Origin of the sequence: Micromonospora sp. C81 (assembly GCF_018070425.1) — a bacterium.
In the GTDB taxonomy this organism is placed as follows: Bacteria; Actinomycetota; Actinomycetes; order Mycobacteriales; family Micromonosporaceae; genus Micromonospora; species Micromonospora zamorensis.
On record NZ_JAGPXS010000003.1, the window covers coordinates 1 to 13702 of the forward strand.

A 13702-nucleotide genomic window follows, 5' to 3' on the forward strand; every position below is an offset into this window, starting at 1 on the left:
CAACCAGCCAGCAAAAACTGACCAGTCCGGGGTATAAATCATAATTGGCACTGGCTTTACAAGCACCCTGTTGAGTTCTCAAAGAACAACCACACACCGACCAGAAGCCCCACCTCAGTGGAACCCCAACCGGGGCTTTTCGTTCGTGTCCCCGTCGCTCTCGCGCCGGGCACTTTTACTACGTTACCTCACCGTCTTCGCCGTGTCAAACCGTGTGTCCCGGTCTGTCATGCTTCGTACGGGTTGGCACCGGCGCACTCACGCAGCAGCGGACCGCTGCGTCAGGTCGTCGGATTTGGCAGAACCGGCCGCTGCGGTTTCCCGCAGTCTCGCCCGGTGCCCTGCCGGTCGTGAACCTTACCCGGTCGGCTTCGCCGCACCAAATCCGCCTCGCGGCCGATCCGGCAAGCCCCGCCCGGACCGTGTCCCGCAGGAGCGAACCCCTGCTTGACCCGGTTGCCAGCTCGTTCCGGACCCTCAGGACTTTCGTCCCGTTTGCCCCGTTCGCGCTGACAGAGAGAAAGTTACGCGTCCGCGGGTTTGATCGTCAAATCCGCGGGTAGCGGCGCGCGTCACATTCGCGTCGTCGACCGATTGCCGAGCTCGGACTGAGGCCCGATCCGTTCTGCGACAGCCGCTGTCACCGAGAGGCGGGCAGGTCAGGCCGCTTGCCGACGAGCGGCGAACCAGGCGCGGATGCCGAGGACACCGACCGTCGTGCCGATGGCGAGAGAGGCCCCGATCAGCAGCGCGTGCACCCACAGGAAGCTGGTGGCGGCGCCGTCGGCGACAGTGCCGGACGCCCAGGACCGCGGGTCCTGCCAGATGGCGATCGCGAACCTCGGCCAGATCACCCAGGTCCAGATCCCGACCCCGACCAGGAAGACAGCCCACCCTCGCGACAGCACCATGGCAGCCGAGTATGCCAGCGCACCTGCTCACCTGGCCTATCAGCAGAAACACGCAAGCACTGGGAGGCGACCCGGTCTGTTTCCGACGGCAGCGGGATGGGCACTTCGAAACAGGACAGCTGAGGACCGTCCCCCCGGAGGTGCCCCATGCAACCCTCGATCTTCAATCCCTGGGCCTGGCGTGACCCGTCCGCCCTGGCCGGCGGATACACGCAGACCACCCCCTCGGTCACCCCGCCCGACGACCAGGACGGCGGGCACGACGGTCCGGACGCTCCCGGCCCCGGCACGCCGGTGGACCTGGTGGGCTACCAGGTCCAGGCGAGTGACGGGCGGATCGGCACCATCGACGAGGCGAGCAACGAGGCGGATGCCGGCTACCTGGTGGTGGACACCGGGCCCTGGATCTTCGGCCAGAAGGTGCTGCTGCCCGCCGGCACTGTGGAGCGGGTGGATCACCAGGAACGCGTCGTGCACGTCGACCGGACCAAGGAACAGATCAAGGACGCACCGCCGTTCGATGCGGATCCGGCCGACCCGGAGTACCGGGAGCGCGTCGGCAGCTACTACGCCGGCGGTCACCTTCCCCCGCCCGGGGCTGTCCCGCGGGTAATGTGAGGCCGTGGTCCGGATGGGCAGCTGCGCGTCGGAGGCGGTCGACAAGGTCGACGGTCTCCCGCTCGGTGCGGTGCCCAGGATCCCGACCAGCTCCGGCGACGGCCGTGAGCAACTTCTGAACGTCCTCCGTGCCGGTGGTCTGCGATACCGCGCCGGCGCGCGATGGCGGACGGCTCGCTGAGCCGATCCCGCTGACCGAGGGGGCCTGAACATCGGCCCCACTCGGCGCGCGCCCACGCGTCACCCAACCTCGGATACGAGAGGCACACCACCATGTCCGTCGCACGAATGCTCACCGGCGACCGGCCCACCGGCCGCCTTCATCTCGGTCACTACGTCGGCAGCATCGCCAACCGGGTGCGGCTGCACCGACGCTACGAGAGCTTCTTCATCATCGCCGATCTGCACATGCTCACCACGCGCAACCGCCGCGAGGACATCGACCAGGTCTCCGGCAACGCCCGGGAGATGGTCACCGACATCCTCGCCGCCGGCGTCGACCCGGAGAGCGCCACGTTCTACCTCCAGTCCGCCATCCCGGAGGTCGGCGACCTCAACACCCTCCTACAGAACCTGGTGACCGTCCCCCGGCTGGAACGGGTGCCGTCGCTCAAGGACATGGCCCGCGACGCTGGCAAGGAGGAGATGCCGTACGGGCTGCTGGGTTATCCGGTGCTCCAGGCCGCGGACATCCTCTGCGTGAAGGGCGAGGTGGTCCCGGTCGGTCGGGACAACGCCGCGCACGTCGAGGTGACCCGGGAGATCGCGCGGCGGTTCAACCATCTCTACGGGCCGGTCTTCCCGGTGCCCGAGCTGATCCCGGCGGACACACCGAGCCTGGTGGGCACCGACGGCGCGGCCAAGATGAGCAAGAGCCGGGGCAACTCGATAGCGCTCTCCGACGATGCCGCCACCGTGCGTCGGAAGGTGCTCGGCATGTACACCGATCCCAACCGGGTACGGGCCGACGTGCCGGGCACGGTGGAGGGCAACCCGGTGTTCGCGTACCACGAGGTCTTCAATCCGGACCGCGACGAGGTGGCCGACCTGGCCCGGCGTTACCGGGCCGGGCAGGTGGGTGATGTGGAGGTCAAGGAACGGCTCGTGGCCGCGCTGGAAGGGTTCCTGGCGCCGATCCGGCAGCGCCGGGCCGAGATCGAAGCCGACCGGGGGTTGGTCGACCGGCTGATCGTCGAGGGCACCGAGCGGACCCGCCTGGAGGTACGCCAGACCTTGATCGAGGTACGCCGGGCGATGGGGCTGACCGGCGCGTACCAGCAGGTGCGGCGGCGGGCCGAGCGGAGCCGGCGGCGGACCGACGCCTCGGCCTGAGGCCGGCGCCCGGCGGGAAGAGCGGATGAACCCGCGACCGACCTGGGCAGAATGCCAGGATGGGGAGGATTTTCGACGAGCGTCCGGTGCGGGCTGCGGAGACGCACCGGACCACGATGTTCGAGATCTTCTTCGACCTGGTCTTCGTCTTCGCGCTCACCCGGGTCATCACGTTCATGGCCGGGTCGCCGACCGCGCTGACCCTGGCTCAGGGGCTGCTCCTCCTCCTGCTGCTGCTCTACTCCTGGGGGCCGTACACCTGGGTGGGAAACCTGGTCCGTGCGGACGTCGGCCTGGTCCGCGCGGCGACCCTGGTCGCGATGGCGGCGATCTTCGTGGTCGCGCTGGTGCTGCCAGACGCGTGGAAACAGGGTCCGGGGTTACTGGACGCCCCGCTCGCCCTCGCCCTGGCCTACGTGGTCGGTCGGGCGGTGCAGCTCGTGGTCCTGTTCTGGGTGAGCGCGACGAACCCGCCACTGCGCTCGACGCTGCGCTTCTTCACCGTGCCGGTGGTGCTGGCGTGGCTCCCGCTGGTCGGCGGCGCGCTGCTCGGCGGCGCGGCTCAGACGGCGCTCTGGACGGTCGCGCTGCTGGTGGACATCGGTGGCGCCCGGATCGCCTCCGCCTTCCGGCCGTGGCAACTGCGCAGCGTGGACCACTTCACCGAGCGGTTCGGCCTGGTGCTCATCATCGCGTTGGGCGAAGCGCTGATCTCCGCCGGTGCGGGGCCACGGACGATGGCACCCGTCGGTGCGGCGGTGGTGGCCGCGCTGCTCGGCCTCACCAGCACTGTCTGCCTGTGGTGGCTCTACTTCGACCGGCTGGCGCCAGCCGCGAGGAAGGCCGTCAGCGATGTGCCGGATGAACGACGAGCCGGCGTGGCCGGTGACGCGTACGGCATCGGGCACTCCCCGCTGATCATCGGTGCGATCTACGTCGCGCTCGGCATCGAGGAGGTGATCAGCCAGCTCAGCGAGGAGTCCGGTCATTCCGACCCGCTGGGCTGGGAAGCGGCCACCGCGCTCTACGGTGGCGCAGCGGTCTACCTGATCAGCAGGCTCGTGTTCCGCCGGCTGACCGTGCGCGTCGTCCACCCGACGCAGGTCGTCGCCGCGCTCCTGCCTCTGGCCCTGCTGCCGATCGGCCGGTCCCTGCCTCCGCTGGCGGCGCTCGCCCTGCTGACCGTCTTCCTGATCGGGGTCACCTGGTTCGAGCGGCGGGTCGATCAACGCGACTGGGCACAGCCGCGCCACGCGTGAACTCCGGCCCGGGAAAAAACCTGACGTGCCGTGTCGACATCCCCGGTGGTCGTTCGTCGTCATGCTGTACGGCGACCCCGCCGCACCGAGAGGAGCCAAACGTGAAGTACATGCTGCTGTTCATGAGCCCCATGGTCGACGGGGAGGTCGTCGACAACGGGTGCAGTTTCGAGGACTGGATCCGCTACGACCGGGAGATGAAGGACGCCGGGGTCTGGGTCTCCGGGCACCCCTTGCAGGACCTGACCACCTGCACGACAGTGCAGGTGGGTCCGGACGGCGAGCGCACGATCACCGACGGGCCGTTCGCCGAGACCCGCGAGCTGCTCGGCGGGTACGACGTCATCGACGTGCCGGACCTCGACGCCGCGCTGGACTGGGCGGCCCGCAGTCCCGGGGCCATCGGCACCGGGTCGGTCCAGGTCCGTCCGATCTTCGAGATCGACATGCAGGCCTGACCGTGCCGGACGAGAGGGCAGCAGTCGGGTCGTCGGTGGAGGCGGTGTTCCGGGAGGAACGCGGCCGACTGCTCGCCTCGCTCGTGCGCCGCTTCGGTGACCTCGACCTGGCCGAGGAGGTCGCCTCCGAGGCCATCGAGGCGGCCCTGGTGCACTGGCCGACCGACGGCGTCCCGAGCCGGCCGGGCGCCTGGCTGCTCACCACGGCGCGGCGTCGAGCCGTGGACCGGCTGCGTCGCGACCAGGTGCTGGCGACGCGGCTCGCCGTCCTCCGGGCGGAGGCCGAGCGGGCCGACCCCGCCCCACCCGCCGACGCTGACCGCGATCTGCCCGACGACCGGCTGGCACTCTTCTTCACCTGCGCACACCCGGCCCTGGCCGCGCAGGACCGGGGAGCACTCACCCTGCGGTTCCTCGCCGGCCTCACCACGGCCGAGGTCGCGCGGGCCTTCCTCGTGCCACCGGCGACCATGGCCCAACGGCTGGTCCGGGCCAAACGCAAGATCCGGGACGCCCGCATCCCGTTCCGGGTGCCCGGCGACGACGAGCTGCCCGGTCGACTGCCCACGGTGCTCCAGGCCGTCTACTCGGTCTTCACCGAGGGGTACGCCGCCAGCTCCGGCCCGGATCTGCAACGGATCGACCTGGCCGAGGAGGCCATCCGGCTGGGCCGGATCCTGCGTCGGCTGCTGCCCGCCGAGCGGGAGGTCGCCGGGCTGCTCGGCCTGATGCTGCTCGTCCATGCCCGACGTGACGCGCGTACCGGGCCAGATGGCGCCATGGTCCTCCTCGACGACCAGGATCGCGGACGCTGGGACCGTCAGATGATCGAGGAGGGGCGGAAGCTGGTGGTGGTCGCGCTGACCGGCCCGGAGCCCGGCCCGTACGGCGTGCAGGCCGCCATCGCCGCGCTGCACGACGAGGCCGCCGACGTGGCCAGCACCGACTGGCCGCAGGTGGTGGCCCTCTACGACGTCCTGCTCGGCCTGGTGCCCTCACCTGTCGTCGCGCTGAACCGGGCCGCCGCGGTGGCGATGCGGGACGGGCCGGAGGCGGGGCTCGCCCTGCTCGACGAGTTGGCCGACGAGCCGCGGCTGCGCGGCCACCATCCCTATCCGGCGGCGCGGGCCGACCTGCTGCGCCGCCTCGGCAGGTACGACGAGGCCGCGACGGCGTACCGCAGCGCGTTGGAGCTGGTCGGCACGGAACCGGAGCGGGTGTTCCTGCTCCGCCAGTTGGAAGCCGTCACGAGCCCGTGAGCGGAGCTCGATGGCCGGCGCGCGCTGTACCCTTCCCCGGTGACTCTGCCTCTGCCTCCCGGTGAGTTCGCCGCGTACCTGTTCGACTGCGACGGCACGATCGTCGACTCGATGCCGCTGCACTACGTGGCCTGGCAGCGGGCTCTGAACGAGTGGGGCTGCGAGTTCCCGGAGGACCTCTTCTACGCCTGGGGCGGCCGGCCGACGGCCGACATCATCGTCGCCCTCAACGAGCAGCAGGGTCTGAGCATGCCGGTGGCGACGGTCGTCGAGCGCCGGGAGAGCTACTACGAGGAGCTGCTGCCGCAGCTCGCGGCCGTGCCAGAGGTGCTGGCGCACATCCACGACGCGCACCGGCGGGTCCCGTTCGCCGTCGTCTCCGGCAGCACCCGAGCCTCGGTCACCGCCTCCCTCGACGCGCTCGGTCTGCTGGACCGGTTCGACGTGCTGGTCTGCGCCGACGACTACACGCGGGCCAAGCCCGACCCGCAGGCATTCCTGCTCGCGGCGGAACACCTCGGCGTAGCGCCCGAGTCGTGCCTGGTCTTCGAGGACACCGACCTGGGCATCCAGGCCGCGACCGCCGCCGGCATGGCATCGGTACGCGTGCCGCAACAGCGCACGCCCTGAGGTCTCAGGCCACCGTCAGCAGGAGCTTGCCGGCGTAGGAGGTCTCCAGGCGCTGGTGCGCGTCCCGCACCTTGCCCAGCGGGAACTTCTCCGCGACGTGCACCACGAAAGGCCCCGCCTCGATGAGTTCGTTGAGGCGCTGCAACTGTCGAGGGCTCGATTCGCCGTCGTAGGCCCGCACCGTGACGCCCGGCCGTTCCTGCGGCTCCGGCCGCACCCCGTGGGCGAACGCGACGACCCCGCCGTCGGCCAGCGCCTCGGTGAGCCGGTCGAGGGTCGCACCGCCGGCCATCGCCAGGATGGCCTTCACCCCGTCCGGCGCCGCGTCCCGGATCCGGGCCAGCACGTCGGTCATGTCGCCGTGGCCGTCGAGGGAAACGTCGGCGCCGAGCCGGGTCACCAGGGCGACGCCGTCCGCACCGGATGCCACGGCGATCACGTTCAGTCCCTGCCGTTTGGCCAGCTGCACGGCCAGGTGTCCCTGACCGCCGCTCGCGCCGAAGATCAGCAACCAGTCGCCGGTCGACAGGCTGACGGTGTCGAGTCCGGCCAGCGCGGTCAGCGCGTCGGTGGGCATGGCGCCGGCGTGCTCCGCCGGCACGCCATCGGGCACCCTGGCCGCGTACTGCGCCTTGACTGCCGCGTACTCGGCGTAGAAGCCACCCTTCGGCCGGGTGGTGGCGGAGACGTAGACCAGGTCGCCGACAGCGACGTTGGACACCTTGCTGCCGGCCGAGACGACGGTGCCAGCACCGTCGGAGCCGGGCACGATCGGAAGGGCAGAGCCCTCCGGTACGAGCACGCCCTGCCGCTCGTACACGTCCCACACCCCCACGCCGGCGCTCCAGACCTTGATCAGCACCTCGTCGTCGGCGATCTCGGGGATCGGCAACTTGCGGAGGGTGATCACCTCCGGCCCACCGAAATCGTCCAGGGCCGCGGCCTGCATCCGCTCTGGCACATCCCCGTCAACCATGTGGATTCCCCTCCCGTGCCGGCGTCACCGTCGCAGCATGCCGGCTCGGGGACAGACGTGACCCCGGTGCCGGGTGCCGTTCACCCACAAGGGCGACCGTCCGCTCGCGGCGTGTCCCGGCGGGCGTAGTCGGGACGGGCACGGGAATGGCTGCGTGCCCGGAGTCAGTCGGCGCCGGGCCAGGGCTGGTGGCAGGACGACGGGAGGCAGCACCGTGCGCGCACCGTCGACGCGGGCGACGGCCTGGCTCCTGGTGACGTTGGCCGCGGCTTCCGGCTGTATCGACGTGATCTGCCTGACCAGGCTCAACGGGTACTTCGCCAGCGTGGTCACCGGCAACCTGGTGCACTTCGGCCACGCGCTCGCCACGGCGGATGCCCGCTCGTTGATGGGTGCCGTGGTGGCGGTCGGTGGTTACGCGGTGGGGGTGGCAGCCGCCACGCTGCCGCTGCGTCGCACCCCACCGGGTTGGAACGGCCGTACCGCCGTGGTGACCTCGGCCGAGGCGGTGCTGCTGCTCGGCTTCACCGTGGGCTGGTTCGCCTGCTCGGCCCGTCCCGGGTACGGCTTCGGGCTGGTGCTGCTGGGGATGGCCGCCGTGTCGAGCGGCATCCAGAGCGTGATCACCGTTGGTGCCGGCGTGAAGGGCGCGTCGACCACCTATCTGACCGGCTCGCTGACCGAGCTGGTCCGACGTCGCATCGTCGACCCGCACCGGTTCGCCGACGTGGGTGGCGTCGGCCGATTGGCCGGGCTGGTGCTCGGCGCCGCGCTCGGCACGGTGCTGCTGCGCACCGCCCCGACCTGGGCACCGGCGCTGGCGGCGGTGCTGGTGATCGCGGTGATCGCGGTCGCCGTCGGTCTGACCCGCCGCGCGAGCGCCGCCGGCGACCACAGCCAGCGGCGCTGACGACAGCTGGATCAGGACGTCTGCGGCTCCTGGCCGCGCAGCGCCTGCGCGACGGCGTCGCGCACCCGGGCGTCCTCGCGCACCTTGCGCTGCGTCCGGTTGCGGCGCCGATACAGGTACGCCCCGACGAGCGCGGCGACCAGGACGACGAGCGCCAGCACCAACGTCCACGGCAGGGCCCAGCCGTGCGCGGTGACCGTGACCGGTTTGAGCGAGGTGGTGGAACCCGACGCGTCGGTGAGCAGCGGCGTGAGGGTCGCGGTCGCGGCCAGCGAGATGGCAGGGGCGACGCCGTGCACGGGCACGGTCACGTTCCAGCTCTCACCCGGAAGCAGCTCCGGCGGCGCGGCGATGTCCCTGGCCCGTACCCGCAGCAACCCGAACGGGCCCGAGACCGACACCGTCTGCTGCCCGGACAGGGCGGCGTTGCCGACGTTGTGGACCTTGTAGGTGATGGTGGCGTCGCCCTTGCCGAACGGGTTGGCCGAGCCGGCGTACGTCACGTGCAGGTCCTCGATCGCGAGGTTCGGCTTCAGCTCACCGCCGACCCGCAGCTTGATCCGGATGCCGAGGCGCCGGTCGACGTTGATGCCCTCGGCCTGGTCGGCCTGCGTCAGCGCGGTGAGGATGCCGCCGACGTAGTCACCGGGCGTGGCGTTGTCCGGAACGCCGATCGTGAAGGGGACCTGCGCCGTCTTCCCAGGCTGGATCACGACACTCTCGGCTTTCGCCTTCACCCAGGCGCCGACCGCGGTGGACTTCTTGTCCTTGGTGAGCAGGTCGAGCTGGCCCGCGTCGGTCGTGAAGCCGTCGGCTGCGTACACGGACAGGGTCAGCGGCGACGGGCCGCGGTTGGCCACGACCATGGCGTCCTCGACGGCGCCACCGGGATTGACGTTGTAGCTGTAGCTGGACCGGGCTTCGCCGTAGCCGTTGGAGGCCGTCCGGACCGTCCAGGCGACGTTGCCGTCCGCCGCCGAGGCGGGGCCGGCACCGACACCGACGGCCGCGACGGCGGCGAGCAGGGAGAGCGCGGTGGTACGAAGGACTGTCTTCCAGCGCGTTACGGACGGATACATGTCGGTTCCTTGGAGTGATCTTGGGAGGATGGCACATGGGTGGCGGGGCAGGCCCCGAAGGTGCCTACCCCGCCGAGTGGAACGTCCGGTCAGCTGCTCAGGGCAGTGATCGTGAGGGTGGTGCGGTAGCTGCCCTTCGCGATGCTGTCCGGGATCTTCAGGTCCAGGTCAGCGCCGAGCTTGGCGCCGCCCCGGGGGTGACCCTGCGCGGCCGCGCCGAGCCCGCTGGAGACCGAGAGGCCCTTGCCCTGGTCGTCGTAGGACGACAGGATCGGCGCCCCGGCCTCGGCGCCCGCGCCGCCGTCGAGCACGTACGGGGTCCAGCCCAGGTAGGAGCCGGAGAACTTCTTCTCGGCGTCCTGGAAGTCGCCGACGTTGGCCGAGATCGACCACGGGGCGAGCGAGCGGCGGCTGTCCGACACGAGGATCGGGTTGATCTTGCCGGTCGCCTCGAAGAAGGTGCCGTCGCGCTCCTGCGCGGTACCCAGGTCGACCAGACCGTTGTAGCCGTCGATCGTCCAGCCGAACTCGCCCGGAGCCGGGTTCGGCACGTTGACCTGGATGGCCTGGCCGTCACCGTGGAACGGGTGCACTGTCACGTTGTCGACGATCGAGCCGACCGGCTGGCCGTCCGGGGTGTTGACGCAGGAGAGGCCCTTCTCCACCGCCGCGTTCGGTGCCGCGCAGGTGCCGCTGCGGACGTTCGCGAGGACCAGCTTGTCGCCGCGGACCTGCACCTTGACGTAGCTGCGGACGTGCTCCTGGTTCTGCACGGAGTTGTACCAGTACTTGTTCGGGTCCAGCGGGTCCGGGCCGTTGCCCCGGATGCCGGTGCCGGTGTTGTCCGGCTTCTTGATGTCGTAGTACTTCGAGCCGGAGGCCGAGTTGGCCGTCACGTAGATGACGCCACCCGGGCCGGGGAACACGTCGGCGGAACCCGGCTTCTCGGCCGGGTTCTCCTTCTGGCCGTTCTTGATGGAGTAGCTGCGGGTGTAGCTGTGGTCGTGGCCCTGGAGCACCATGTCGACGCCGAGGTTGGAGAACGCGGTGGTGAAGTCTTCCCGCCGCTGCTTGTTGTCGGTGTCGGTCGCGTGGCTGGCCGGCGAGTAGATGGAGTGGTGGTAGACCAGCACCTTCCACTTGGCCTCGGAGCCGTGCTTGTTGATGACGTCGGTGACGTACGCGACGTGCGCCGCGTCGCCGCCGGCGGAGCCGTCCGCCGGGTTGACGTAGCTGTTGCTGTTCAGGTCGATGAACAGCACGTCCTTGTGGATGAACCAGTAGTCGCCGCCGGACCGCGTCGCCTGGTCCCCGTTGTAGTACGCAGACGAGCGGTCGGTGTTCGGGGTGAAGTGGTGCTGCTCGTACGACTTGCCACCGACGTCGTGGTTGCCGATGGTGGCCACGAGGGGGATCTGGCGCAGCTGGTCGGGGGCCAGGAACGAGGTCCACTGCCCCTCGTCGTTGGCGCTCTCGACGTGGTCGCCGGCGGACACCAGCAGCTCGGCGTTCGGGTTGGCCGCGGTGGCCACCTTCAGGGTGTCCTCCCAGCCGGCCTGGTCCTTCAGCCGGTCGCCGGAGGAGCCGATCTGCGGGTCGCCGAAGAACAGGAAGTCGTAGTCGCCCTCGAAGTCCTGCGTCTTGAAGGCGTACGTCGGGGACCAGCTGCCCTCGGCGCCGACCCGGTACGAGTAGGCCGTCTTCTCCCGCAGGTTGCTGATCGTGGCGTGCCGGTTGAAGCCGGTGGTGGAGGTGTTCGCCGCACCGACGGCGTCGAAGCTGACGGCGCCGGCCGGGAACTCACCGTTGACGATCTCGGCGGTCGGGGCGAGCTGGATCTTCTGCGCGGTGTCGGCCGAGGAATACCAGCTCACGATGCGCTGGGTCTCGTTGGCGCCGACGCCGAGGACCACGCTGCTGATCGTGGTGGACTCAGCCGCACTCGCGGTGGCCAGCAGGCCACTGCCGAGGGCCGCGCCCATTCCCAGGAAGCCGGCTGCGACCCCGGCCACCAGACGCCGCCGCACGAGCCCGGAGGCCCGTGTCGAGGTCTTCAATGTCATCGACATTGTTCCCTTTTCAAATAGAGAAATGGATTGTGCCTTCACCCGACGCCGGGGAAGCAGATCCACGCTTTCGCCGCCTGATGAACCAACCATGAACGTGATCTTGCGAAAGACTGCACTTCACGAACTACTTAGCCCTACTTATGATCCAGAAATGCGCTGGACAAACCAGATCAATCCGATAATGGACACGCCCGCAGAAACAACCCCGGTCGCCCAGAGGCCGGCTTTCGGCGCACGGCGGCGCAGCACGAACAGCAGCGGGAAGACGACAGCGATAATCGACAACTGAACGACCTCGATGCCGACGTTGAACACCAGCAGCGACCACAGCAGGGTCCACGACCACGCCTCGTCGATGCCCAAGGCGCCGGCGAAGCCCAGACCGTGCACCAGGCCGAAGCAGAACACCACCCCGAGGCGGATCCAGCCCGCTCGGTCGAGGCTGAAGTGACCGGCCCCGGCCGTCTCCAGGTCGGCCGCGTGCGCACCGCGCCGCCAGATCCCCCACAGGTGCCAGCCGGCGACGACGGCGATCGACAACGCGATGACCGGCTCCACGATCGCCGCCGGCACCTCGACCATGCCGAGGGCGGCGAGCATGAACGTCACCGAGTGCGCCAGGGTGAAGCTGGTGGCGGCGAGCACGATCTCGCGAAGGCGCCGCGATCCCGCGATCAACGCCAGCAGGAACAGGATGTGGTCGATCCCGGAGAGCAGATGCTCGGCGCCCAGCAGGAAGAACTCGCCGAACCGCTGGTACCAGGCCTGCCCGGTGGAGAAGGCCGGGTGGTCGGCGTCGAGCGCCGCACTGCCCGACCGGCCGTCGATCTCGTACGTGACGATCGTCTTGGTGCCCTTGACGTAGCCCTCGCCATCGGGGAAGAGACCGCTGCGCACCTCGTGCTCGTCGACCTGCTCAGGGCAGGTCCAGTCCAGCAGCAGATCCGCGTACGGCACGCCCTCGCGCTCGCCGATCGACGCGTCGCCCACCTCTGTCGGTCGGCAGGCCGCACTCCCCGACCTGACCGAGAAGCGGTCGGCGACGTACGCGAGGACCGTCGAGGCATGGCTCTTCAGGGCCGTCGCCTGGGCGGTGGCGTCACCCGCCTCGAACGCGGCCGTTCCCGCCTGGAAGAGCGGATCGGCGTCAGCGGAATCGGCGGCGGACACCACGAGAAGGTCGTATTCGAGCTCCAACGCCGTGCGGATGTGACCCTCGTCTCCCGCAGAGATTTTCGCGTACACGGTCGACGAAAAGCCGTGCGCGGACGCGGTTCCGGCGCCCAGAAAAGGAATCACCGCTGCGGCGATCCCGACAGCGGCGACGATTACGGTACGGCGGACGCGCCCTGACATGCGACTCCCTCGGTTGGCCAGTGCACGTTGCACGGCGCGGGTGAACACCAGCCCGCGCGCCGACGAACCGCCGGAAAACAAAGAGCCCGAGCACCCATCCACGGATAGTTGGCGACCAGAATTGAGATAGGAATAGGAAGACGTACGCGCACTTTCCGCCACCACTCGAAAGGACGATCGCCTTGCGCCCCCCGCTCCGGGCCGTTGCCATGCTGGCCGCGACCGTCGCCCTGATCACCGGCTGCGACTCCGGCGACGACTGGTCACAGCCACACCCCGAGCCCGCCGCCATCGGCACTCTCGGCCCAGGATTCGTCGCCCCGTCCACCACACCCGCTCCGGAGGCGACGATCACGCCGCAGCCGGGCTCCTGGGACGGCGTCCACCCGCCGAAGGACTACCGGGTGGTGTTGCTGACCTCCGGGGACGACGACCCGACCAAGGTGCTCGTGACAGCCGTCAAGGAGTGGGCCGACGACGAGCACGTCGACCTCCGGACGATCGTCGTCGGCACTGCGCACGACGCCGTCCCCAGCATCGCCAAGGCCATGGAGATGGGCCCGGACCTCATCATCGGCGCCGGCAACGACCTCATCGACCCCCTCGCGCTGGTCACCCCGAGCCACCTGGACGAGAAGTTCCTGGTGGTGGGCGCGGAACTGGCCGAGCCCACCCACAACGTCACAGCGGTCGACTGGGACGGCGCGTCGTTCCGCGGGGAAGGGCTGGGCGCGTCCTCGACGTACGACCCGAAGTCGTTCACGGCCGAGCGCTGCGCGGCCGCCATCCGGGCCGGCGTGGCCGCGGTCCTCAACGACCTGACCGGGATCGTCGTCTGGCTCTGA

The 13702-nt window shown here is 69.9% G+C and carries 13 protein-coding genes; 8 read left to right on the forward strand and 5 right to left on the reverse strand.

Going from position 1 to position 13702, the window contains the following annotated elements:
* Window positions 1-659 precede the first annotated feature (659 nt).
* Window positions 660-911: an SCO4848 family membrane protein gene (locus tag KBX46_RS06110; protein WP_210791500.1), complete on the reverse strand. Its 252-nt coding sequence runs from the start codon at window positions 909-911 to the stop codon at window positions 660-662.
* A gap of 147 nt (window positions 912-1058) precedes the next feature.
* Between KBX46_RS06110 and KBX46_RS06115 the strand changes: the two genes are divergently transcribed.
* From KBX46_RS06115 to KBX46_RS06140, 6 genes are all read left to right on the forward strand, one after another.
* Window positions 1059-1529 carry a PRC-barrel domain-containing protein gene (locus KBX46_RS06115; RefSeq protein WP_099849268.1) on the forward strand — a complete coding sequence of 157 codons (471 nt, stop codon included), beginning with the start codon at window positions 1059-1061 and terminating at the stop codon, window positions 1527-1529.
* A gap of 273 nt (window positions 1530-1802) precedes the next feature.
* Window positions 1803-2861, forward strand: a complete 1059-nt coding sequence (gene trpS / locus KBX46_RS06120) for a tryptophan--tRNA ligase (protein ID WP_141911733.1) — start codon at window positions 1803-1805, stop codon at window positions 2859-2861.
* 59 nt (window positions 2862-2920) lie between these two features.
* Window positions 2921-4120, forward strand: coding sequence for a low temperature requirement protein A (locus tag KBX46_RS06125; protein WP_210791502.1), 1200 nt, complete (start codon window positions 2921-2923; stop codon window positions 4118-4120).
* Window positions 4121-4230: 110 nt separating this feature from the next.
* Window positions 4231-4578: a YciI family protein gene (locus KBX46_RS06130; RefSeq protein WP_179783609.1), complete on the forward strand. Its 348-nt coding sequence runs from the start codon at window positions 4231-4233 to the stop codon at window positions 4576-4578.
* A 2-nt stretch (window positions 4579-4580) separates the two neighbouring features.
* Window positions 4581-5837, forward strand: coding sequence for an RNA polymerase sigma factor (locus KBX46_RS06135; protein ID WP_210791504.1), 1257 nt, complete (start codon window positions 4581-4583; stop codon window positions 5835-5837).
* A gap of 39 nt (window positions 5838-5876) precedes the next feature.
* Window positions 5877-6467, forward strand: a complete 591-nt coding sequence (locus KBX46_RS06140; protein WP_210791506.1) for an HAD family phosphatase — start codon at window positions 5877-5879, stop codon at window positions 6465-6467.
* 4 nt (window positions 6468-6471) lie between these two features.
* Here the strand turns inward: KBX46_RS06140 and KBX46_RS06145 are convergent, their stop codons facing one another.
* On the reverse strand, window positions 6472-7443 hold the full coding sequence (locus KBX46_RS06145) for an NADP-dependent oxidoreductase (protein ID WP_210791507.1): 972 nt from the start codon (window positions 7441-7443) through the stop codon (window positions 6472-6474).
* A gap of 214 nt (window positions 7444-7657) precedes the next feature.
* On the opposite strand from KBX46_RS06145, the gene KBX46_RS06150 reads away from it, so the two are divergent.
* Complete coding sequence (locus tag KBX46_RS06150; protein ID WP_210791508.1) at window positions 7658-8353, forward strand: YoaK family protein; 696 nt, start codon at window positions 7658-7660, stop codon at window positions 8351-8353.
* A gap of 11 nt (window positions 8354-8364) precedes the next feature.
* Here the strand turns inward: KBX46_RS06150 and KBX46_RS06155 are convergent, their stop codons facing one another.
* From KBX46_RS06155 to KBX46_RS06165, 3 genes are all read right to left on the reverse strand, one after another.
* Window positions 8365-9432, reverse strand: coding sequence for a WxL protein peptidoglycan domain-containing protein (locus tag KBX46_RS06155; RefSeq protein WP_210791510.1), 1068 nt, complete (start codon window positions 9430-9432; stop codon window positions 8365-8367).
* Window positions 9433-9521: 89 nt separating this feature from the next.
* Entirely contained in the window at window positions 9522-11495 is a 1974-nt protein-coding gene (locus KBX46_RS06160; RefSeq protein ID WP_141911741.1) for a metallophosphoesterase family protein, read from the reverse strand.
* Window positions 11496-11639: 144 nt separating this feature from the next.
* Complete coding sequence (locus KBX46_RS06165; protein WP_308159397.1) at window positions 11640-12959, reverse strand: HupE/UreJ family protein; 1320 nt, start codon at window positions 12957-12959, stop codon at window positions 11640-11642.
* A gap of 80 nt (window positions 12960-13039) precedes the next feature.
* Here KBX46_RS06165 and KBX46_RS06170 point away from each other — a divergent pair, with 80 nt between their 5' ends.
* Window positions 13040-13702: a hypothetical protein gene (locus KBX46_RS06170; RefSeq protein WP_210791512.1), complete on the forward strand. Its 663-nt coding sequence runs from the start codon at window positions 13040-13042 to the stop codon at window positions 13700-13702.